This is a genomic window from Cohnella sp. (assembly GCF_041640265.1).
In the GTDB taxonomy this organism is placed as follows: Bacteria; Bacillota; Bacilli; order Paenibacillales; family Paenibacillaceae; genus Cohnella.
In genome coordinates this window covers 1-20354 of sequence record NZ_JBEQAP010000073.1, presented here as the reverse complement: position 1 = coordinate 20354, position 20354 = coordinate 1, and the positions used below count along the sequence as shown (strand labels likewise).

The 20354-nt window shown below is 48.9% G+C and carries 19 protein-coding genes; all 19 read right to left on the bottom strand.

Annotated elements, in window-relative coordinates; all coding sequences use genetic code 11:
• Positions 1 to 72 precede the first annotated feature (72 nt).
• The 19 genes from ACESLK_RS28130 to ACESLK_RS28040 all read right to left on the bottom strand — a co-directional run bounded on the left by ACESLK_RS28130 (position 73) and on the right by ACESLK_RS28040 (position 20165).
• Complete coding sequence (locus ACESLK_RS28130) at positions 73 to 315, bottom strand: hypothetical protein (RefSeq protein ID WP_373233134.1); 243 nt, start codon at positions 313 to 315, stop codon at positions 73 to 75.
• Between the two features lie 38 nt (positions 316 to 353).
• A complete protein-coding gene (locus ACESLK_RS28125; RefSeq protein WP_373233133.1) occupies positions 354 to 1076 on the bottom strand; it encodes a response regulator in 723 nt (240 codons plus the stop codon).
• On the bottom strand, positions 1066 to 2244 hold the full coding sequence (locus tag ACESLK_RS28120; RefSeq protein ID WP_373233132.1) for a sensor histidine kinase: 1179 nt from the start codon (positions 2242 to 2244) through the stop codon (positions 1066 to 1068). Before ACESLK_RS28120 ends, ACESLK_RS28125 begins: the two co-directional genes overlap by 11 nt.
• Positions 2245 to 2382: 138 nt before the next feature.
• A complete protein-coding gene (locus ACESLK_RS28115; RefSeq protein WP_373233131.1) occupies positions 2383 to 5157 on the bottom strand; it encodes a stalk domain-containing protein in 2775 nt (924 codons plus the stop codon).
• An 83-nt stretch (positions 5158 to 5240) separates the two neighbouring features.
• Positions 5241 to 5720, bottom strand: a complete 480-nt coding sequence (locus ACESLK_RS28110; protein ID WP_373233130.1) for a hypothetical protein — start codon at positions 5718 to 5720, stop codon at positions 5241 to 5243.
• Positions 5721 to 5781: 61 nt separating this feature from the next.
• Complete coding sequence (locus tag ACESLK_RS28105; protein ID WP_373233129.1) at positions 5782 to 6135, bottom strand: MmcQ/YjbR family DNA-binding protein; 354 nt, start codon at positions 6133 to 6135, stop codon at positions 5782 to 5784.
• A gap of 23 nt (positions 6136 to 6158) precedes the next feature.
• A complete protein-coding gene (locus ACESLK_RS28100) occupies positions 6159 to 10244 on the bottom strand; it encodes an Ig-like domain-containing protein (protein WP_373233128.1) in 4086 nt (1361 codons plus the stop codon).
• A 69-nt stretch (positions 10245 to 10313) separates the two neighbouring features.
• The gene (metK, locus tag ACESLK_RS28095) at positions 10314 to 11516 is read right to left on the bottom strand and encodes a methionine adenosyltransferase (RefSeq protein WP_373233136.1); all 1203 of its coding nucleotides are present in this window, start codon (positions 11514 to 11516) and stop codon (positions 10314 to 10316) included.
• A 144-nt stretch (positions 11517 to 11660) separates the two neighbouring features.
• Positions 11661 to 11927 carry an alpha/beta-type small acid-soluble spore protein gene (locus tag ACESLK_RS28090; protein WP_373233127.1) on the bottom strand — a complete coding sequence of 89 codons (267 nt, stop codon included), beginning with the start codon at positions 11925 to 11927 and terminating at the stop codon, positions 11661 to 11663.
• 96 nt (positions 11928 to 12023) lie between these two features.
• Positions 12024 to 12227, bottom strand: coding sequence for a hypothetical protein (locus tag ACESLK_RS28085; RefSeq protein WP_373233126.1), 204 nt, complete (start codon positions 12225 to 12227; stop codon positions 12024 to 12026).
• A gap of 194 nt (positions 12228 to 12421) precedes the next feature.
• Positions 12422 to 13264, bottom strand: coding sequence for a dTDP-4-dehydrorhamnose reductase (gene rfbD, locus ACESLK_RS28080; RefSeq protein WP_373233135.1), 843 nt, complete (start codon positions 13262 to 13264; stop codon positions 12422 to 12424).
• Positions 13265 to 13281: 17 nt separating this feature from the next.
• Positions 13282 to 14298 carry a dTDP-glucose 4,6-dehydratase gene (gene rfbB / locus ACESLK_RS28075; protein WP_373233125.1) on the bottom strand — a complete coding sequence of 339 codons (1017 nt, stop codon included), beginning with the start codon at positions 14296 to 14298 and terminating at the stop codon, positions 13282 to 13284.
• Between the two features lie 10 nt (positions 14299 to 14308).
• On the bottom strand, positions 14309 to 14866 hold the full coding sequence (gene rfbC, locus ACESLK_RS28070) for a dTDP-4-dehydrorhamnose 3,5-epimerase (protein WP_373233124.1): 558 nt from the start codon (positions 14864 to 14866) through the stop codon (positions 14309 to 14311).
• A gap of 23 nt (positions 14867 to 14889) precedes the next feature.
• The gene (locus tag ACESLK_RS28065; protein WP_373233123.1) at positions 14890 to 15633 is read right to left on the bottom strand and encodes a sugar phosphate nucleotidyltransferase; all 744 of its coding nucleotides are present in this window, start codon (positions 15631 to 15633) and stop codon (positions 14890 to 14892) included.
• Positions 15634 to 15663: 30 nt separating this feature from the next.
• Positions 15664 to 16578, bottom strand: a complete 915-nt coding sequence (locus tag ACESLK_RS28060) for a glycosyltransferase family 2 protein (protein WP_373233122.1) — start codon at positions 16576 to 16578, stop codon at positions 15664 to 15666.
• 72 nt (positions 16579 to 16650) lie between these two features.
• Positions 16651 to 17076 (bottom strand): GtrA family protein, encoded by a 426-nt coding sequence (locus tag ACESLK_RS28055; RefSeq protein ID WP_373233121.1) that lies wholly within the window; start codon positions 17074 to 17076, stop codon positions 16651 to 16653.
• Between the two features lie 483 nt (positions 17077 to 17559).
• Complete coding sequence (locus ACESLK_RS28050) at positions 17560 to 18165, bottom strand: acyltransferase (RefSeq protein WP_373233120.1); 606 nt, start codon at positions 18163 to 18165, stop codon at positions 17560 to 17562.
• Positions 18149 to 19081, bottom strand: coding sequence for a glycosyltransferase family 2 protein (locus ACESLK_RS28045; RefSeq protein WP_373233119.1), 933 nt, complete (start codon positions 19079 to 19081; stop codon positions 18149 to 18151). Before ACESLK_RS28045 ends, ACESLK_RS28050 begins: the two co-directional genes overlap by 17 nt.
• The gene (locus ACESLK_RS28040; protein WP_373233118.1) at positions 19071 to 20165 is read right to left on the bottom strand and encodes a DegT/DnrJ/EryC1/StrS family aminotransferase; all 1095 of its coding nucleotides are present in this window, start codon (positions 20163 to 20165) and stop codon (positions 19071 to 19073) included. The genes ACESLK_RS28045 and ACESLK_RS28040 overlap by 11 nt, the downstream gene beginning before the upstream one ends.
• Positions 20166 to 20354 lie beyond the last annotated feature (189 nt).

The window sequence follows — 20354 nt, the reverse complement described above, 5'->3', positions numbered from 1 at the left end:
CAAGAGAATCCATGGTTCTTTGGGTTACGTATCGCCGGATCGATTTGAGGCCATATATTACAAAAAAATCAGCTAAATGCGCTTAAAAGGTGTCCACTTTCTTGACAGAGGTCCAGCCAGACCGTTAATGCGGGCGATCTGGCCCGAGCCCGGCAGATAACGGTCTGCCAGACCGTTAAAGCGGGCGATCTGGCCCGTGCCGGGCAGATAACGGTCTGCCAGACCGTTAAAGCGGGCGATCTGGCCCCAAGCGGGCCAGATGATAACGGTCTGCCACTCGCCCCCCCACCCCACAAAAAAAACCGCGATCCCCAAGCCCATCAGCCCGGAAACCGCGATTCGCTTATTATGTATTACAAAGTGACCCAGCCATACTTGATCGAGTTGATAACGGCCTGCGTGCGATCGTCCACTTCCATCTTCTGCAGAATGCTGCTGACGTGGTTTTTGACCGTTTTCTCGCTGATGAACAGGTTCTCCCCGATCGTCTTGTTGCTCTTGCCCTCGGCCATGAGCCGGAGCACCTCCGCTTCGCGGCGGGTGAGCGGGTTGTTGCCGCGCGGGATAAATTTCGTCACCGTCTCCCGGCTCGCAGCCGCCCCCGAAGCGGCGCCGATCTCGTCAAGATAAGTCATGCGGCGAAGCTGGTTGATCAGCTTGCCCGTTACTTTCGGATGTATGTAAGCATGTCCTTCCGCGACCGTGCGGATGGCGTTAACCAGCGACTCCGCTTCCATGTCCTTCAGCAGATACCCCGTCGCGCCCTTGCGCAGGGTCTCGAACACGTAGCTCTCGTCGTCGTGAATCGAGAGGATGATGACCTTGATCTCCGGAAAAATATCGCGCAGCTTCTCGGTCGCCACCACGCCGTTCTCGATCGGCATATTAATGTCGAGCAGCACGACGTCCGGCTTCTCCCGGTTGCAGAACTCCAGCACCTGAATTCCGTCGCCGCACTCTCCGATAACCTCCAGATCGCTCTCCATGTTCAGAATCCGCTTCAGTCCTTCGCGGAAGAGCTGGTGATCGTCGGCTAGAAGCACTTTAATCGTACGTACCGCTGTCTTATTCTCCATGCGCGATTAACTCCTTTCTTGAATCCGCTTTTATGGGAACATTGATCTTGATTACCGTGCCTTGCCCGATCGTCGATTCGATCTCTATCTTGCCTTGCAGCAAATCCACGCGCTCCTTCATCCCGATCAAGCCGAAATGGGAATGCGATTTGGAACGGGCCTCCACGATATCCGGATGGAACCCGACTCCGTTATCTTGTATGAACATCCGGACGGTGTCGTCCAGAAAGATCAGCTCAAGCGAGACGAACGTCGACTGCGCATGCTTCAGCGCGTTGTTGAAGCCTTCCTGCACGAGCCGGAACATGGCCGCTTCCATCGCGTTCGGCAACCTTTTCTCCTTGCCCGACGTCTCAAATACAGAACGAATTCTCGTCTTCTCCTCGAAGTCCTGCACGAACTTGCGAAGCGTCGGCACCAGACCGAGATCATCCAAAGCCATCGGACGAAGGTTGAAAATAATTTTGCGTATTTCCTCCAACCCGATCCGGATTTGCGACTTCAGGTCGATCAGTTCGCTGCGCACGAGTTCAAGATCGTTCGTGTCCAGCATCCGCTCGGCAATTTCCGTTCTTAGAACGAGGTTGGCGAGCGACTGGGCCGGTCCGTCATGAATTTCTCTGGCAATTCGCTTGCGCTCATCTTCCTGGGCCAGAATGATCTTGAGACCGATCATCTGACGATTTTTCGCCGATTCCAGTATTCGCGTAACCTGGGTCAAGTCCCCTGACAAATAGTCGAGCACGACGCTCATCTGCAGATTGATCGTATCCGCGCGTTCGATAGACACTTCTACGCCCTTCACCCTCATCTGCAGCTCGTCTCTCCGGGCTTTCAGATAGCTTTCTTTTTCCCGGTAGACCATCAAGTCGAGCTGGAGCTGCGTCGCCTTCTCGTACGCCGACTTAATGTCCCGCTCCGAATACCGGACGAAATCCCGGCTCACCTCCGTGAGCCGGATTCTCGCCAGCCGGTAATCCCGTTCTATTCGATCTACCTTGTCTATCGTATCCGACGTCTCCTGCAGAACGGTCTCCAACTCATGCGTGAGGGAGAGCAGCTCCCGACGGGCAGCCTCGCAGATTTCGAACACTTGGACCTTGCTGTCTTCCATGACGGAAATCGCATTCTGGATGACGCGGTCTATCTGGTCTACATGATAATCCACGCTAACTACTCCCCTACTCGAGCCGCCGTCTAAAATCTTCTTCTACCAGCCTACAGCCGATCTCATTTGCTAGCCATGTTTACATCATACCATATTTTGAAGTCTCATCGAGAGAGGAATAGGACTTTCGGTCTAAAATTAACGAATTGTAATCGTTTGAGTTTTGTTCTCCCAATCTACTTTCTGCCCAAGCTGCTCGGATACGAGACGAACCGGAACATAGACGCTGCCCTTGATCAGCAGGGGCGCCGCCGCCATCGGCTGGCGGACTCCGTTTACGGTCATCGTGTCCTTGCCGACCCACAGTTCCAGCATTTTGTCCCCGCGAAGCACCGTGACTCTCTTATCCGCATTGTTCCAGACGACCTGAGCCCCGAGCGTATCCCCGACGAAGCGGAGCGGCAAGTAGTTCGTGTTCGTTCCTTTCTGGATAAAAGGCGCACCCGGAAGCGTCGCTTGCTTCCCGTCTACCGTAGCTTGCTTCTTCCCGACCGTCATGACGATCGTCGGATTGGAGACCGGGATTTGTCCCGGAGGATATTGGAGCACGAGATTGTCGAAGGCGATCTGACCCTGCATCGCCCGTTCGTCCTGATCCTGCTCCTGGTTCACCAGGTACAGCTTGGCCAGCTTGGCTTCGCCCTTCAGCCCCGCTTGAGCCAGGTCGAAACGAATGTTCTTCCAGCCGGTCCAATCGACCTTGTCGGCGATCGTGGCGTAAGCCGCCTTGCCGTCTCCGTTAATGAACTCGGCCCGCAGCCAGTGCATGCCGCCGTCGCCCAGCACGTCGATCGAGATGGCGCTCGGCGATCCCTGGATCGCGATCCCTTTGCCGTCGTTTAGAACGGCGTTCGCGAACCTTTTGCCGGTCCCGACCGTAAAGTCATAGTCCATCGCCAGCACTTTCGACGTCTCGCGTCCGGTGATTCCCGTGACGATCGCCGCCGATCCAGCCGTCTCGACTGGAGTGCCGGAGAAGCCCACGTTGTACGTCGCCTTCTCGAAGTCCTCCAGCAGCTGCTCCGTTCCCGGCGCCAGCACGGCTACCGCTCCGAAGCCGTCATACCTCGCGATGGCGTAGCCCGCGGCAATGTCGTTCTGCACCTTGCCTATCGTCAGCTTGCCGTCCTGCGCCGTTGCCGTGAAGCCCTTGAACTCCCAGGATACCGACGAAGCCGGCACCGACAACAACCGCCCGTCCGTCAGCTGCGCTTTCACCGGAACGTTGATCACCGCTCCCGGCTTCAGCAGCGTCGAGCTCGGCTCGACGATCAGCTTGGCAACCTGCGCTTCGCCGACGATCTCCAGCTTCAGCGAGTCGCTTGCGCTTCCCGATTTCACGCTGACCGTAGCCGATCCGGCCTTCGCGGCTTGGAACGTTCCGTTGGCGAACGCGCCCAAATGCTTGTCGATGCTCCAGACTGGCGTTACCCCGTTCGGATCGATCGGATTGTAATACGTATCGTACGCTTTGAGGGAGTAGTTCGCCTGCTGTCCGATGAACAGCGTTTGCGGTCCGCTGGCCACGATGCCCTTCAGCGAGCCTTGCGGCGCTGTCGTGTAGACGCCGATTCCGTTCGTCACGAGACGCTGCGTCGTCCCGAAGGAAGTCGGATGAGCGAGCTGCGTTTGGAAATCCCCCAACGGCCGCGTCACCATCGTCGTCGAGCCGCCCCCGTCAAGATTGACCGCCTTCCAGACGCCGAGCTCCTTGAGCATCTGCTGCAGTTCTTTCAGCGTGACGCCTTTGCGGCCGCCGTTCTCTTCGACAGTAAGCAAGTATGCCGTGGAACCGTCCTTGGAAAAGCCTGCGGCCGTACGAGCGCGATCCGCATACCCGCTTAGCCCGTTGACGTCTCTCGTGAAGGAGACGGGAGCGCCCTGGTCCATCAGCAGCGTATGTCCGCTCACCATCATCTGGAAGTCGGACGGGTTGTAGGCCTTGCCCGAAGCCGTCGTCAGAGAGTAGTCCGCGGTAATCCGCTCCCCGACCGCCAGATTGGCGACGAAGTTGCCCGAGTCTCTCCCATTGTGCCCCCGCAGCACAAAGCCGTTTTCTGGGATCGGAGTCGAGATCGCTCCTTTTACGGCAACCTCGGTCACGACGCCGTCGATAACCAGCGCCTCGTTCGGCGTAGCCGCGCTGTTCGCCGGCCGCTCCGCCGCAGTCCAGGCGCTCGTATACATGTACAGCGCGTTAACATGGCTATAGGCCTTGTCCGGCTCCGTGCGATAGGCCGACTTGTTCAGCCCCGCCAGCGGGTAAGAGACGCCTTTGTCCACCGCCGTTACCGTACCGGTGAACACGAAATTGTCGATGATCGGCTGGCGATCCTTCGTTACGCCGAACGCATACATTCCCTGCAGTTGCTCGGTACTGACGAGCAGCTGCCCCGAAGTAATCTGCGCGCCCATCGGCACGCCTTCCGTGCCGCTGCCCGTCCGGAACACGTCTCCGTTGATGCCGGCAACCGCCCCTGTTTCTTTCGTCATCGCTCCGACCGACTGTTTTCCGGTCACGCTTCCCTTCGGCCCTCCCATCGCGTTGAGCTGGACGTACGGATTTTTGAGGTCTACTTGCAGAACGTGCAACACTTCGGTCGGAATCGAAGAGTCGGAAGGAATCCAGGCATACGTCAGCTGGCGAACACCGGAAGTCACGATCGTTTCGTTTTGCTTGGAGAGCTTATAAGTGACCGCCGACTTTTGAGTCGCGGCGACGGCATGAGGAACGGAGATGAATCCCGTGCTGACGGGACCGGTGAACACCAACACTCCTGCGAGAAAAGGCAACACGAACCTGGAACGCTTCTGTCGGGCTTGTGAAGTGAATAATGGCATGTACTTCTGTTCTCCTGTAAGTCTATTGGATTTGGGGCGGAGTTCGGCCTCGGCGCCGTCGGCGCCTATCATCTAGCAAACTTCCTACTATCCCTACTCTATTAGACTCATGAAGAAGCCAAAAGTTACATCCGAGATTCGATTATCTCGAAATTTTAATACGGTACAGAATCTAGCAAACCTCGCAGCTTTTCCATCAGTTCCTGAAACTTCAGAAAGCTGCCAAGAAGCATTTCGACATATACCACATGGAGAAAATAGTACGCAACGAAATGTACGGCAACCGCGATCGCAAAGATGAGGAATTGAATCAGCCTCGAAAGGGATTCATCCCAATCGTTTAACAGTTCCTTCAGCCGATAGATTCCCCACTCGTAGTATTTGGCGACCGCCACGCCCGTTGCGGCCAAGCTGATCGCCCTTAAGGTGAACTGACCCAGATTGCCGATGGTTATGCCGCTATTCAGATAATGCGAAAGGTAGAGAGCGTCGATAATCGTCAACAGAGAACCGAGCCACGGCAAATTGCTGACGATGCTGTTCCCCAACAACCCGATGCTGACGGATTGCAGCGTAATCGCGCACAGCACAACGCCAAGTCCGATGAAAACGAATCTCTTTCCTCCATCATCCAATGCGGTCGCCTCCTGCTCCATATAAAGAAGAGGACAGCATTCTTCCGCTGCCCTCTCTTCATTATTGCATCTCGTCCCTCTCCCGCTTAGGCAGCTTGCTCCTCACGAGCTGATAGGACTGCTCCAGCATCGCGAACACTTCATCATCCGGCACCGTACCGTCCAGGACGACCGTGTTCCAATGCTTCTTGTTCATATGGTATCCCGGCAGCACCGCTTCGGGATATTGCTGCCTCAGCAGCCAGGCCTCTTCCGGGTCCGCCTTCAGGTTGACGCTCTCCCGCTCCCCCGTATGCCCGAGCAGCGCGAACATCTTGCTCCCTACGAACAGCACGGGCAAATCTGGATCGAAGGGATAGCGGAGGGTTGTTCCGGGTTTCGCCAACCCTGCCTCGGCAATTCGGGAGTGATTCATCGAAAACCTTCTCTCAATCGTTCTTAGGAATCAATAAATTCTACGAACTCCAACAGCCTTTTTATCATAACGACGGCTTCCGCCCGGGTCGCGTTGCTCTTCGGCTTCATCGTCGTAGGCGTCACTCCCCCGATAATGCCGGCCTGCACGCTGATCGACACGCCGTCTCTCGCCCAACTGCTAATGCTTCCCCTATCGTTGAAGCGGTTCAGGTTGGAGCTGTCGGCGGACTGCTGGACTCCTGCAACAGCCATGGCCCGTACCATCATCGTTGCCATCTCTTCGCGCGTTATCGGCGCATTCGGCCTGAACTTGCCGTCCGTTCCCCCTTGGACGATTCCCGCTGCGCTCGCTGCCCCGATGTATGCGGCAGAAGCGCCGGAACCCGGCACGTCCGAGAACTTGCCCGCAGCCGAACGATCGCCGCTCAAGCCTAATCCCCGAACGATGTACTGTGCAAAATCCGCTCTGGTAATGTTAGCTTTCGGAGAAAATGTCGTTGGCGTAGTCCCATCCACGATAAACTTCGAAGCCAGCAACGATACGTCTCCGTTAGCCCAATGCGTTCTCATATCGGCATACTGCATCGTTTTGCGAACTACCGCATACTTGCTGTTGCCCTTGCGCATGAAATTCACGTACAACGAGGTTCCATTATTCGTAACCGTAGTCGGCACGTAGCTGATTTTGCCTGTTGCAGGATCGAGATATACGACGGCCAAGTTATCGAGCGATCCAGCGGATGCAGGGATTACAAACGAACGCGTTACGTACCTATCGTAGTTAGTAATCGGATATTCCCTTCCGCCGAATAGAATCGACGCCGTAAAATCCGCAGGAGCAGCTACTCTCTGTGCGCCCTGACCGGCAAGCGCCGCAATGAACGAAGTGTCCGATACCTTCTCAATGCTTAACAGCAGAGCGGCATCGCTCGAATTATTGCCTCCGATTTGCTGCAGCTGTTTCGTAAAGTTGATCGCATTTAACGGCAGATTAAACTGTACATCTCCAAAATCGAGCAGGAATTCCGCATTGGATACGTTCGTCGCCGATGAGATCAGCGATTGAATCGGAAGGCTCACGAGCGCCCCTGCCTCCGTCGCCGGAATACGAACCGATACCCGCGGAACGGTAACGCCGCTGTTCGACTTAATCAAAGAATAGGAGGCCGCCAGCTTATTTGCATCCACCACGTAACGTTTTGCGGCTTTTCCGGATGGAGTAACCGCCGCTGTTGCCGTTACCGCCTTGCCGACGACCAACCTGACAGCTCCCGCTCCGTCGGATTCCAGGTAATCCGGCAGGTTGGCGATCGGCGTCCCCGTTTGCGCGCCTACCGTAATATTATTAAGCGCGGCAACGATTCGGTCAAGCGTATCCCTCAACGGGTTTCCGGTCGTAATATAGCTCAGCGTCACCGTTTGACCTGCGCCAACCGAGGAAGACAGATTCACAACGACCTGAGTCCCGGCCACGGACACGCCCGTCACCGGAATCGTTGTCCCATTATATTTGACCGTATACTGCGAAGCATACGGAGCCGTATTCGGATTAAGCGGAGCAGAGTAGACCAGCGTCAACTGGTTATTCAAGATACTGGACGACGCCAACTGAGCGACATCGCTAGAGCCTGAAGTAAAGTTGTATCCCACGATCGCCGGAGCAATATTGCCGGACAGATCCATAATAGCCGGCGAGCTCTGGTAATAATACAACAAGACCGGAACGTTAGAAGAGACGCTCTGAGACAAAGTCAGCTCGATCGTATTGTTCGCTACCGCGACCTTCGTCACGGTCGGCGGAGTTACTCCCGTAGTAACCACAGAAAACGCGGTAGTCGGCGGAACGCTATTCGGATTCAGCCCTTCGTTATACGTCATGACAATCTTAGTGCCGTTTAAGACGGCCGACTGCAATTGCGGCGGCTCGTTGTCGTATTGATTTCTAACATAATAATCCGTAAACGCCGGAACCATGCTGCCGTTCGGGTCACGAAGCGGGTAGGCTCCCGGCGCATAGGACACCGACACCGGCAGCGGGCTCGTCGACGAGGAGTTCAAAGTTATGTTCAAGAAGTTGCCGTTCAAAAACGCGGAGTTGATTCCAATGACGTTGCCGTTTTGTTTTACCGTGAACTGGCTCTGAATCTGGGTTTGAAACTGCGGAGCCACATCCGCCATAGCTTTATTGAACGTCAAAGTTAATGAACTTCCATAGAAATACCCGTTCTCTGGCTTCGGCAGGGTAGAATCCGTCGAATTCGTTATAAGCAGGTTATTGAAGGCAGCGACTTCTATTCCGCTTGTATTCTGCAACCTTCTGGCAACAACCGTATCCGGATAATAGGAAAGCCTGACGTTCTGGCCGACCAGCACACTGCTTTGCAAAGTCAAACGGACCTCGTTGCCGCTTACCGATACTCCTGTCACTGCTCTTGCAGCATCATTGACCGTAGTATAGAAATTGCTCGCGTTCGGCGTCTTTGCCGAGTCAAGATTTTCACTGAACTTCAGTACGATAGACGCGCCATTAATCGACGAACTGCTAACGACGGGCACACTGTTCGTACCGGTTTGGAAGGACCATTGGTACGGATTCGTAATGCCCCCGAAAAAGTTGCCCGAAGTGTCCTGGATGACGTTGGCCGGAACGGTCACCGAGTAAAGCGTCGAATTACCGAGCTTGGCGGTTCCCGTTAGTTTCAGAATGACTCTTTGGTTATTTGCCGGATCAATCGACATCGTGAGATCCCTTTTGCTCGATTGCGCATTTTGCGGGAAGATTTGCGCCGTCGCGCCCGAGGCCAACGGCCCTAGCGGCTCGTTAAAGGTCAAACTAAGCTCGTTTAAGGAAGTACTGAGCGCAGTCGCCGACACCGTCGGGAAATAAGCGCTGATCGCCGGCGGCGTAGTGTCCTTAAGGACTTTGAATTTCCAGGTTACCGCGTCCAAATAGTTACCGCTTGCATCCCGGTAAACGTCGGATCCGATCTGTATGGTGTAGTCCGTGTTATTAACAAATTTGGGACACGATGCCCCGGCAAGATTAAGAATGGCGTTGGTACTCCCCGTATTTGCAACGGTTGCAGTAGCAGGGACTGTACAGACCAGCGCACCGCTCGAAGTTGTAAGAATGACGCTCCGGTTAGAGTTGGCAAAGACGGGCTCATCGAATTCGAGCGAGATTTGCGTGGCGTCTACGTCCGCCAGAACGCCGCTATTGGCAGGATTAAACGTTTTGATCTTCGGCTTGGTTGTATCGAGTGCCGGTTTAGTTTGGAACGTCCACCCGCCGGACGACTGTATTCCGGAATACGAACCATTTAACGGATCTACGAGCGCCCCGGAGTCGATCAGGACATAATAGGATTTCCCATATTCCAATCCCTTAAGGGCCAGGCTGACTCTCCAATTCGCCCCGGCCTGGGCAACTGTCACGTCCGATGCATGAATACTAACTGAATGCACGGTAACATTATCCGAAGCTCTTTTAACCTGAATGTAACCAGAGCCTTTCACGACTTTCCTTGCAAATTCAAAGGAAAGGTCGCCCGGATTCACCGGATCCAACGTTTGAAACCCATTGGCGGGCACGAAGTTCATGGCAACCGGAACGAGCTGTTCCGCCCGGAAGCTCCAAGCAGTCCCTACGAATGATGCGTTATTAGAATAGTTGCGAACCGCATCGGGCGGCACGATAACCGAATAACGGGCTCCTGACGTTAAGGCTGTAGTTGGCGTAATGACGATGGACTTATTTTGATTATCCAATTGAACGACAGGAGGAGTAGTTGCTGAAATATCATACTGCTCAACGAGCGTTCCGCTATCTGCATCGCGAAGCTCGATCATCCCTGCTCCCCGAACAATCTCCTCATCAAATGTAAGCATCAGATTGGTCGTCGTGACAGCAGCCGTTGCTCCATTGCTCGGAGTCATAGCGACAACTACCGGCCCACTGGGAGCTGCTTCGGCAACCGGGAAAGCAAAAGTTTGTAAAAGTAGCGCAACTGTTAAAATAAGAGATAGAGTGCGAATTCGTTGCAACCGAATGACCTCCCGAAAATGAACATACTTACCTATTTCTTCGGCCAAAATGAAGCTCATCATTAGGTTTCGACATAAAAAAGCGCATTGTCCTGATTTCAGGTACAATGCGCTTCTGTACTTTCAATAATTTTATTCCAAAGCCCCTTGCTTCAAAGCCTCTACGCGATCTAGACGCTCCCAAGGAAGATCGACGTCCGTGCGGCCGAAGTGGCCGTATGCCGCCGTCTGGCGGTAGATCGGCCGACGCAGATCGAGCATCTTGATGATGCCTGCAGGGCGGAGATCGAAGTTGCTCTTGATCAGTTCGACCAATTTGTCCTCAGCTACTTTGCCGGTGCCGTAGGTATCGACATTAATCGATACCGGGCTCGCTACTCCGATTGCGTAAGCGAGCTGAATTTCGCATTTGTCGGCGAGGCCGGCAGCAACGATGTTCTTGGCCACGTAGCGAGCCGCGTAAGCCGCGGAACGGTCGACTTTCGTCGGATCCTTGCCGGAGAATGCGCCACCGCCGTGACGAGCGTATCCGCCGTAGGTGTCAACGATAATTTTACGCCCGGTCAGACCGGCATCCCCTTGAGGTCCGCCAATGACGAAACGGCCAGTCGGATTGATGAAGAACTTCGTTTCTTCATCCAGCCACTCTGCCGGAACCTCTGGATAAATGACGTGTTCGCGAATATCTTTCTGGATTTGCTCCAGCGTAATGCCTTCGGAATGCTGCGTGGATACGACAATCGTGTCGACGCGCACCGGCTTGCCGTCATCATACTGCACGGTGACTTGCGTTTTGCCGTCCGGGCGGAGATAGGCGAGCTTGCCGTTCTTGCGCACTTCCGACAAACGACGGGAGAGACGGTGAGCCAACGCGATTGGCAGGGGCATCAACTCGGGCGTCTCGTTCGTCGCAAATCCGAACATGAGCCCTTGGTCGCCGGCGCCAATGTCTTCGTTTTCTTGCTGCACGTCTTTGCCGTCCCGGGATTCGAGTGCAGCGTTAACGCCTTGCGCAATATCCGCGGATTGTTCGTTCAGAGAAGTCAGAACCGCGCAAGTGCTGGAATCAAAGCCGTATTTCGCGCGAGTATACCCAATTTCTTTAATCGTGCGGCGTGCAATGGAAGAGATATCGATAAAATCGGCTCTGCTGCTGATTTCACCGATCACGAGTACAAGTCCTGTTGCTACGGATACTTCACACGCTACGCGAGCATAAGGATCGGCTTCCAAGAAAGCATCCAATACTGCGTCGGAAATCTGGTCGCAAATCTTATCCGGATGACCTTCCGTGACCGATTCGGACGTGAAGAGATGCCGGCCTTTAATCGCCAAAGTCTCCAACCTCCACATATAAAAATCAACCTTTCCCAATTGGAAAAGGCTGTTAAAGTTAACCTTCGATTTATAATGATACCGGAATTGTCGAGGGGTGTCAACGGACAGCAGCCCCGTCACGCCAGCAGCTTCAGCCTTATTTTATAGGAGCGTTTGTTGCGCTTGCTGAATAAGGCGTTTCGTAATGCCGCCGCCCAGAGATCCCGCTTCCCTCGAGGTTAAGTCGCCAAGATAAGCTTGCCCGAATGCGGCGGCTCCTATGCTTCCCAATTCCCCTGCAAATTCCGTATCGAAGCCTTCCGCATGCTGCCCGATTTGTACGCCGAGCTCGGATGCAATTTCGTACTTCATCTGATTAATCGCGTTCGCGCATTCCGGTACGACAAGCTTGTTGCTCCTTCTGGCCATGATCGATTCCTCCTTGAAGTTGATGCCGTTATTATGGCTCGCTCGCTCCTCTTCAAGGCGTATTAATTTATGGATTGTCGGGGAAACGTAGGAATGTTACCTCATCTTCCTCTGCAGGGTTTTGATCATTTTACGTTTGCGTATAGCGGAAGGAATCAAACGAAATAACTCTGGCCAACTTCCAAGCATCATTTTCGGATCCACGAACAATAAATATCCATGAAAAATGATTTCAATGATAAGTAATTTCGGAAAATTCAACCACCAACGCCAACCCAGTTGCTCATTCTTAATCATCATCGAAATAACGGTTTTCGAAAGAGATGGCTTGGATCATTTTTTGAGTACATTGCAGCGGCGCACGGATACCCCGTATATATAACTTCCTTCGTTGTCTTCTTACCGATTTCATTTCCAAGCCTGTGGAATCAATGATATGCGGCTTGATGAGGTAACATTGCACACCCCAACTGTGGATCTATCCGCCGGAATAGTCATCCCTCGCAGTCCTTTAAGTACGCCCGCAAAGCATCTCTCCAATGCCTAAGATCCTTAAAGCCGTTTTGCCGAATGGCCGAATGATCCATTACGGAATAGGCTGGTCGTGGAGCAGGCCGCGGAAACTGTTCGGTTGTACAAGGTTCTGTTCGAATCGAGGAACCGATCTCTTCGAAAATAGCTTTTGCGAATTCGAACCAGGTACATACTCCCGAATTGGAAGCATGATAGATACCGTAGGCTTCGGTCCTAACAAGTTCAACAAGAAACCTCGCTATATCTAAGGTATAAGTCGGCGATCCAATCTGATCATGAACGATGGACACGGAATCGCGTTCCTTGGCAAGCTTCAACATCGTTTTTACGAAGTTGTTCCCATATTTCCCGTATATCCATGATGTTCTCACGATAAAATAACGATCGCTTAGGCTCTGAAGCAGAATCTCACCGGCTCTCTTGGACTTGCCGTAAACCGATTGCGGATTCGTATTATCATACTCGTTATAAGGGCGAGATGCGCTTCCGTCGAACACATAATCCGTACTGATGTAACAGATTTTAGCCCCCTGTTCGTGTGAAGCAAGAGTCAAATTGCGAGTACCCACCGCATTAATGCGATAGGCTTCATCCGCATCCATCTCCGCTTGATCTACGGCCGTATAAGCAGCGGCATGAATAATGACGTCAGGGCGGACAGCTCGGATAACGTCCCTACATTGCTGCAAGTTCGTAACGTCTAACTGCTGGCGACCATATCCGACAATTCGAATGGCATCGTCGCCAAGCCTAACCAACTCTTGCCCTAACTGCCCATTCGCCCCCGTCACCAGAAGCGTCATCTTGCCCTCATACATGATTAGCCTCCCAATCGTTGCCCGTACTGTTGTGCGTAATAGTGCTGATAAGCGCCCGAGATTACTTGTTGCATCCATTCTTGATGATTCAGGTACCAGCGTATCGTTTCCCGAATGCCGGATTCGTAATTATATTTCGGACTCCATCCTAATTCGTCGCGTATTTTTGTAGCATCAATGGCATAGCGCCGATCATGTCCAAGACGATCGTCAACATAGCGAATCAGCGACTCCGGTTTGTTGAGTTCGGCTAGTATCGTCTTCACGACTTGAATATTCGTGCGCTCGTTATTACCGCCTACATTGTACACTTCTCCGCTGCGTCCTTTACAAATGACAAGATCTATTGCGTTACAATGATCTTCGACGTACAACCAATCCCGCACGTTCAATCCGTCTCCGTATACAGGAAGAGATTTATCGGATAGCGCATTCTGAATCATGAGCGGTATGAGCTTCTCCGGGAACTGGTACGGGCCATAATTGTTGGAACATCGAGTAATATTGACATTCATTCCATATGTTTCATGGTACGCCCGCACTAACAGATCTGCGCCCGCTTTGCTTGCCGAATATGGGCTATTAGGTTGAAGTGGCGTCTCTTCCGTGAATAGCCCCGTATCGCCCAATGTTCCGTATACCTCATCCGTAGAAACCTGCACGAATTTACCGACTTTGTATTGTTTCGCAAGATCAAGCAAAGTCTGAGTACCCGTAATGTTCGTTCTAACGAAAACTCCCGGATCAAGAATGCTTCGGTCGACATGAGACTCCGCGGCAAAATTCACGACAACATCAATGCCTGTCTCGAACAATGGCTCAAGAGAGGCGCGATCGGCGATATCGGCTTTCACGAATCGATAATTTGGGTTCTCATCCACCGACTTTAAGTTTTCCAGATTCCCTGCATACGTGAGACTGTCGACATTAATTAGTTCGTCCTGGGGATGTTCCTTTAAGCTATAGTGAACAAAGTTACTGCCAATAAATCCGGCCCCGCCGGTAACAAGCAATTTCATTTGTTTTCAGTCACCCTTCGTATTCGAAATTGAGTTCCGCATCTGCTATTAATGGATGCTGGGAATCTTTATCCGATAGTACAGGTTGCAGCACCGGCCAATCGATTCCTAAAGCTGGGTCATTCCACGCTATTCCGCGATCGTTCTCCAGCGAATAGAACTCATCTACCTTGTATAATACTTCTGTATGGGGTACCAAAGTGCAAAATCCGTGCGCAAAACCTTGAGGAACGAACAACTGGCGTTTATTGGCGGACGACAATATAAAACCTTCCCACTGTCCGAATGTAGGAGAACCTTTACGGATATCGACTACCACGTCGTAAATTGCTCCGACCGTTACTCTTACGAGCTTGGATTGGGCTTTCGGATTCAATTGATAATGAAGTCCTCTTAATACCCCCGCTTCCACGGATAACGAATGATTGTCCTGAACAAATTCGCAACCGATACCATTCTCCGCGAATTTTTTGGAGCTGTATGATTCCATGAAAAAGCCCCGATGATCCCCGAATACAGATGGATCTATCAGTTTAACTCCAGCCAATTTAGTCTCAATGACCTTCATTTCACTGCTCCAATCTCTGTACGCTACAGCTTTAGTTTTCCGAACTCTTCCCCGAAGAGAACATCCTTCGCCAACTCATTAGCATGCGTAAGAGAAGCATGCGTTCCCGCATCCGTCCACCAGCCCTGCAATACGTCGTATTTTAACTGTCCAGCGGCAATATAAGCGTTGTTCACGTCCGTGATTTCCAGTTCACCGCGGCCGGAAGGCTTTAATGTCCGAATGATGTTGAATACATTCGCATCAAACATATATATGCCCGTTACCGCATATTGACTCTTCGGATGGCTTGGTTTTTCCTCAATGGACACGATTTGTTCGCCCTGAAGCTCCGGTACCCCGTATCTCTTAGGATCCGGAACTTTCTGCAGGAGAATTTTCGCGCCTTGGCCTTCTTTGTTAAAACTATCAACAAAAGGAACGATACTATCGGAAAACACATTGTCACCTAAAATGACCGTCATTGTGTCATTGCCCACAAAATGCTCGGCTAATCCCAGAGCCTGGGCGATTCCACCAGCTTCGTCCTGAACTTTATAAGTAAAAGTTACACCCATCTCTTTGCCGCTTCCGAGCAGATTGACGACTTCACCCATGTGATCCTTCCCCGTTACAATGAGAATATCAGTAATGTCAGCTTCCTTTAGCTTGGCTACTGCATGGAAGATCATTGGATACTTGCCTACTGGGAGTAAGTGCTTATTGGTTACTTTGGTTAGTGGGAACAGGCGTGAACCGGTTCCTCCAGCGAGAATGATTCCTTTCATAATGAACGCTCCTAATTTCTGAATTTGATCTTAGATCATGTTTAGTAAATACATCAACCGAAATAAGTAGTGATCTATAATTGATTGGCGATATAATTTGGAATTAGAACTGTATTTAATTCGTTTAGAGAAAGAAGAATTGCTACTCAAAAAAACTTCAATTGTCTCCCTTTTATCCATCGTTAATTCTTCCCTATATAACTCATAGAACTCTTGAGCTTGTTTTCGCAGTAATTTTAGTTTTCTATTTTTTTTAAAAGAAGTCGCCTTCCTGTTCCACTTCTGTAAGATTCCGGAATTACCTCCAATACTATTAGAGGCGTGTTGCCTGTATTTTATAGTTGGTTCTGAATCATAAATGATTGTTCCAAAAGCAGAAACGCACAGGTAGATCCACCAATCATGCATTATTATCATATTATAATTCGGAGTTTTCTTAATAATTAATTCTCGCGCTGCCCTGTTAATCACAATCGTACATCCTACTGCAATATTTTCAATGACAGCATTTGCGAAAGAAGCTCCCTTTCGCGGCCTTGGAGGCCAATACCCTAGGTGATTCAAGCTTTTATCAACCAATTGTGTTCTTGAGCAATACATTACAGGGATATTGGAGGGGGCTGCCCTTAATTGCATCGCCGCCCTGCTCAGCTTATCTGGCTTCCAAACATCATCTTGATCACAAAAGGCATAGTAGTCAACATCTGCTGAAGCTTGATTTAACAATTCGAAGAAACTAGCTTGGATTCCGATGTTAGAACCATAATTTATTGATACGGGCATTCTTAATTCTGATGCTAAGATCTTATGAGTTTCCTCGGAAGAACCATCATCTCTAATAAAAAGATGCATTTGCACAAACGTCTGTTTTTCTAGACTTTCGAGTTGTTCTCTTAAATACATCTCACCATTGTAAGTTGATAGTAGGACTTGGATCTTGTCCAATATTGCCACCTCTAGACGGCTTAAACTTTCAGTGTCCCTCAGTCGTAGAAATCCTGTTAGTGCTAACCGTTCTCAGATATTATTCTCTTTGTTATCAACACCCTTAATCACTCGCCTGCTTAGCACAAAAGTAACAGGAATTGTTGTTATGGTTACAAGCAACGGCGCTACTATCTCATTTATGTTTAATAACTCAATGATGACGTACATGAGCATGTATCCAAGGAACAACTGCACTAAATAAACAATCGGAAAAGATAATAACTTCTTTAATGATAAAGACACCCGAAATACAAAGATTGAATTAATTAAATATGAAATCAATATTCCAATAATATAAGAAAACACATATGAAAATTCATAAGACATAACTAACAACAACAATAGGTATACAGCATATCCAAGCAGCGTGTTGAGTACTCCACCAATAATAAACTTTTGAAATTCCGTATTCTTAATCCTCATCAGAAGACTGAAAATTCGTTTTCCGGCATTCACGCGATATCCCCCAGCAAGACTGCTATAAATAACAATCACGCTTCATATGAATAATTAATTCTCTCTTTCTCCGTTACTAATGGCCTTTTTAATACTTGTGTATGAATAGAACCAATGTATTCCCCCCGATAAAAACAATTGTACAGAAGAAAATAAGAATCAACCAATAACTAACGGAGCAATAGCCATAGTAAAATAATTCCAAAAGATTAGTTTGGCCAGCAAATAGCCAATAGCCACCAAAAAGCTGCACGCCGACATAACAAAACCTAGTATCGCTGCCAACCTTAACGGTATCTTTGAATGATTCGTGATACCTAGCATCGCAATGTCGTAGAGGGTGTAAAAATTATTTTTGGTAATTCTCCGTTTACGTGCAGATTTTTTTCAAAACTATCGAGCCTACTTTATACGTATGCATATTCGTCTACCTACTTTTCCACTTATTAATACCATATGCTTCCTAAAACAAAAACACGTCTTTCATATTATACAAACTCCACTCTCGACTAGCTTGTATCTTCTATTACAACGACAACATGTGTAGTCCGAGAGTAATTTTTCTCCGCAAGCACATACATAGCCTTTCATCCTTGCAGGATTCCCGTACCAAAGACTATGGTCGGGAACATCTTTTGTTACTACTGAACCTGCTCCAATCATTGCATACTTACCAATTCGGTTTCCTGCTATAATAGTAGAGTTCGCCCCAATTGAAGCCCCCTCCTCTACCACAGTTTTCTCAAACGATTCTGGATATTGTTTTGATCGAGGCTGTAGATCATTGGTGAAAGTAACATTAGGTCCAATAAAGACGTTATCCGCCAGGCGAACACCGTCCCAAATATATACACCTGATTTAATAGTAACATTATTCCCTATAATAACATCATTTTCGATAAAAGTATGATCATTTATATTGCAATTTTCTCCAATAACCGCTCCAGGTAAGACATGCGCAAATGCCCATATTCTGGTTTTTTTTCCGATACGCTCAGACTCGACTAGTGAATTAGGATGCTTAAAATAGGTGTCATTTATCAAAACATGTTCAACCTCCATTTTTTGTTGATTATTTGTATACTTCATCTATAACATATGAAGGCCGTTTTCTACTCTCGTCTAATATTCTCCATAAATACTCTCCTATTATCCCAATCATCACCATGATGATTCCCAACAAGAAGGTGATAAGTGCAATAATCGAGGTCCAGCCTTGCATTTCAATAGTACCAAATAGGAAATTAAAGATTACAAACAGACCATAAAAAAAACTAATTATCGCAGTAATTAATCCTGTCACAGACATAAATCTGATTGGAACATAAGAAAAACTCACAAAGGAGTCTACAAATAATTTAATTTTCTTTGAGAGAGTCCATCTTGATTTGCCATGTTTTCTTTCTAGCCTTACATAAGGTATTGTCTTCTGGTTATGACCTAGCCAGAAAATCAAACTCATAATATTTGTATTCTTCTCTTGAATTGCATTCAATTCTCTAACTACTTGTTTATCAATTAATACAAAGTCGAATCCTCCTCTCGGGTATCCTTTTAGAGCCAGCTTGTCCATAAAATAATAGTAAGTATTAGAGAATAACTTTTGACTGGTGGATTCTTCACGATCTGTTCGAGTTGCCATTATAACTTTATTACCCATTTTCCATTTTTCTATCATTTCCGCAAACAGTTCAGGTGGATCTTGTAAATCGGCAGCGATAATACCGACACAGTCACCTGATGCGATAGTAAGCCCTGCCTGAATTGCAGACATAGATCCAAAGTTCTTGCTTAATTTAATTATTTTTATTCTTTGGTCGTTACTTCTTTCTTCCATCAAAAGCTCAAGTGACCTATCTTGTGAACCATCATCTACAAAAATAAATTCAAATTCAAACCCCTCAATCACTTGTTCTAACTTCTTGAGTCGCGGTACAGTGTGTGGAATATTTAATTCATTAAAATATATGGGCACAATAATAGAGAATTTCTTCTTACAGTCCATAGCTATTTATAGCCTCCACAATTTTCTCAACATGTCCGAAGGGCATCACAGGACTAATAGGAATACTCAGCACAGTGTTATGGATTTCTTCCGATATCGGTAGTTTGTAATGTTCCCACTCTTTGTACGCCAGTTGCTTATGAGAAGGTATTGGATAATGAATGAGAGTCTGCACACCCTTGTCTGATAAATAACTTTGAAATTCATCCCGATCCTGTACTCGGATAACAAAGAGATGCCAGACGTGAGAAAGTGGTTCTTCCTCAATTGAGGGTAAAGTAACAAGTGGATTACTTATATTTTGCAAGTAATATTTTGCGATATCACGTCGGTACTGATTGTCTTCATCGAGATATCGCAGCTTTACTCTCAGTACTGCTGCTTGAAGCTCATCTAGTCTGCTATTAATACCTTTGTATATGTTTTCATACTTTTTATGTGAACCATAATTTCTCAATGCTGCTACTTTTCGTGCTAACTCATCATCGTTGGTAGTTATCGCTCCTCCATCCCCGAGAGCCCCAAGGTTTTTACCGGGATAAAAACTAAAGCACCCCGCATCGCCTAAATTCCCTGTCCTAATCCCATTGTATATGGCTCCATGGGACTGGGCACAATCCTCAATTACCTTTAAATTATATTTTTTTGCTATATCGAGAATTGGAGTCATATTACATGATTGCCCATATAAATGAACAACCATAATAGCTCTCGTCTTTGATGTTATATATTGTTCTATTTTCTCCGGGTCGATATTATAGGTTTGAATATTTGGTTCAACCAGAACGGGTGTTGCAAGATTCGCTGAAACAGATAAAATTGTAGCAATATATGTGTTAGATGGGACTATTACTTCATCATCTTCTGAGATGTCATACGCTCTCAAAACCAATGTTAATGCATCTAAACAATTTGCAACACTAATACAGTGTTTGGTACCGCAGTAGTTGGCAAACTCCTTCTCGAAAGAGTCCACTTCTTCACCAAGTATATACCACCCCGAATGCAGAACACCGGAAATTCTATCCTCTATCTCCGTTTTATGCCTGAGATTCACTTGTTTAAGATCCAAGAAAGGTATCATGTCAATTCCTCTTTTTAGATTTATTTTGCACTATCTATTTTAATCAACTCAACTTTCGCAGTGCACAAATCATCTTGAGAGCATGTCGTTGTAGTCTTTCAAGGTGATCAGGTATTGGGCTTGTAAATAGAAAAACACCGCTTCGTTTGCTAAAGTGAGAGTGTCGAGCAATCACTTCAACCGAAGAGG

What these genes read in the sequence shown, in the direction of transcription:
- ACESLK_RS28090 (WP_373233127.1), bottom strand. Translation starts at nt 11,927, where the DNA reads ATGGCCAGAAGGAGCAACAAGCTTGTCGTACCGGAATGCGCGAACGCG.
- ACESLK_RS28040 (WP_373233118.1), bottom strand. Translation starts at nt 20,165, where the DNA reads ATGATACCTTTCTTGGATCTTAAACAAGTGAATCTCAGGCATAAAACG.
- rfbD (WP_373233135.1), bottom strand. Translation starts at nt 13,264, where the DNA reads ATGACGCTTCTGGTGACGGGGGCGAATGGGCAGTTAGGGCAAGAGTTG.
- ACESLK_RS28125 (WP_373233133.1), bottom strand. Translation starts at nt 1,076, where the DNA reads ATGGAGAATAAGACAGCGGTACGTACGATTAAAGTGCTTCTAGCCGAC.
- rfbB (WP_373233125.1), bottom strand. Translation starts at nt 14,298, where the DNA reads ATGAAATTGCTTGTTACCGGCGGGGCCGGATTTATTGGCAGTAACTTT.
- rfbC (WP_373233124.1), bottom strand. Translation starts at nt 14,866, where the DNA reads ATGAAGGTCATTGAGACTAAATTGGCTGGAGTTAAACTGATAGATCCA.
- ACESLK_RS28100 (WP_373233128.1), bottom strand. Translation starts at nt 10,244, where the DNA reads ATGATGAGCTTCATTTTGGCCGAAGAAATAGGTAAGTATGTTCATTTT.
- ACESLK_RS28085 (WP_373233126.1), bottom strand. Translation starts at nt 12,227, where the DNA reads ATGATGATTAAGAATGAGCAACTGGGTTGGCGTTGGTGGTTGAATTTT.
- ACESLK_RS28065 (WP_373233123.1), bottom strand. Translation starts at nt 15,633, where the DNA reads ATGAAAGGAATCATTCTCGCTGGAGGAACCGGTTCACGCCTGTTCCCA.
- ACESLK_RS28115 (WP_373233131.1), bottom strand. Translation starts at nt 5,157, where the DNA reads ATGATAGGCGCCGACGGCGCCGAGGCCGAACTCCGCCCCAAATCCAAT.
- ACESLK_RS28050 (WP_373233120.1), bottom strand. Translation starts at nt 18,165, where the DNA reads ATGAAGTATACAAATAATCAACAAAAAATGGAGGTTGAACATGTTTTG.
- ACESLK_RS28105 (WP_373233129.1), bottom strand. Translation starts at nt 6,135, where the DNA reads ATGAATCACTCCCGAATTGCCGAGGCAGGGTTGGCGAAACCCGGAACA.
- ACESLK_RS28045 (WP_373233119.1), bottom strand. Translation starts at nt 19,081, where the DNA reads ATGGACTGTAAGAAGAAATTCTCTATTATTGTGCCCATATATTTTAAT.